General features: G+C 37.2%; 2 protein-coding genes. One reads left to right on the forward strand and one right to left on the reverse strand.

The features are described 5' to 3' along the window. Nucleotides 1–212: IS3 family transposase (locus AC1DTM_RS27100; RefSeq protein WP_477001278.1), on the forward strand; the 212-nt coding region annotated here is incomplete at its 5' end. Nucleotides 213–276: 64 nt separating this feature from the next. Here the strand turns inward: AC1DTM_RS27100 and AC1DTM_RS27105 are convergent. Beyond that, nucleotides 277–1,263, reverse strand: a 987-nt coding sequence (locus AC1DTM_RS27105) for a cation:dicarboxylate symporter family transporter (protein WP_477001341.1), incomplete at its 5' end; no start/stop codon positions are given.

A 1,263-nucleotide genomic window follows, 5' to 3' on the forward strand; every position in this document is an offset into this window, starting at 1 on the left:
ACTCTCGCAAAGGAAACTGCCATGATAATGCCTGTATTGAGTCATTTTTCTCCCATTTTAAATCGGAAATGTTGTATTTGAATCATTTTAAAACAGAAGCAGATTTAATACAAGCAATTGAAGAGTATATTTATTTTTATAACTATAAACGGTTCCAAAAACGACTCAACCACCGAGCTCCGATAGAATATCGAATCTCGATGGCTGCTTAGTCTTTTTAATATTGTCTACTTGACAGGGATAAGACCAAACAGTAAATTGTTAGCGTCCTTTTTATTATGATGCAATCTCACCAGTTTTTACAGCATCTTGATTGTACGTATCCTGATCTAATTCACCAAGCCATTTACTAGAAATAAGACCTGCTGTCATAGAACCACTTACGTTAAGAGCAGTACGACCCATATCGATTAATGGTTCAACTGAGATAACAAGAGCGACAATGCCGATTGGTAAGTTCATTGTAGATAGTACGATTAACGCTGCGAATGTTGCACCGCCACCAACGCCGGCAACACCGAATGAGCTAATAGCAACGACAGCGATTAAAGTTAAAATGAATTGTGGTTGTAATGGATCAATTCCTACAGTTGGAGCGACCATCATAGCAAGCATCGCTGGATAAATACCTGCGCAACCGTTTTGACCGATAGATACCCCAAAGGATGCAGCGAAGTTAGCGATTCCTTCAGAAATACCAAGTTTTTCTTTTTGTGCTTCAATATTTAATGGCATTGCACCAGCACTAGAGCGAGATGTGAATGCAAATGTTAATACAGGGAAAACTTTTTTCAAATATTGAATTGGATTTAAACCAGATAATGCGATTAATAATAAGTGAATGATAAACATTACGATAAGAGCTACGTAAGAAGCTAACACGAAGTTACCAAGTTTTAAAATAGCATTTATATCGCTACCAGCAACTGTCTTTGCCATAAGAGCTAATACGCCGTATGGAGTCAGGCGTAAAATTAACGTTACCATACGCATTACGATTGCATATACAGCATCAAGCATCTTCTTAAATAGCTCTGCTTGTTCTGGATGCTTTCTTTTTACACCGAGAAAGGCAATACCGATAAATGCTGCAAATATTACAACAGAAATTGTTGATGTTGGACGAGCACCTGTTAAATCAAGAAACGGATTTGTAGGCAACAGTTCTAATAATTTGTCTGGAATTGTTGTCTTTTCAATAGAAGTAAATCTTTCTTCTACTAATTTCAGACGAGCGRATTCTGCATCACCTTGTTGTAATCC

This window comes from Bacillus sp. P4_D3 (genome assembly GCF_056401855.1).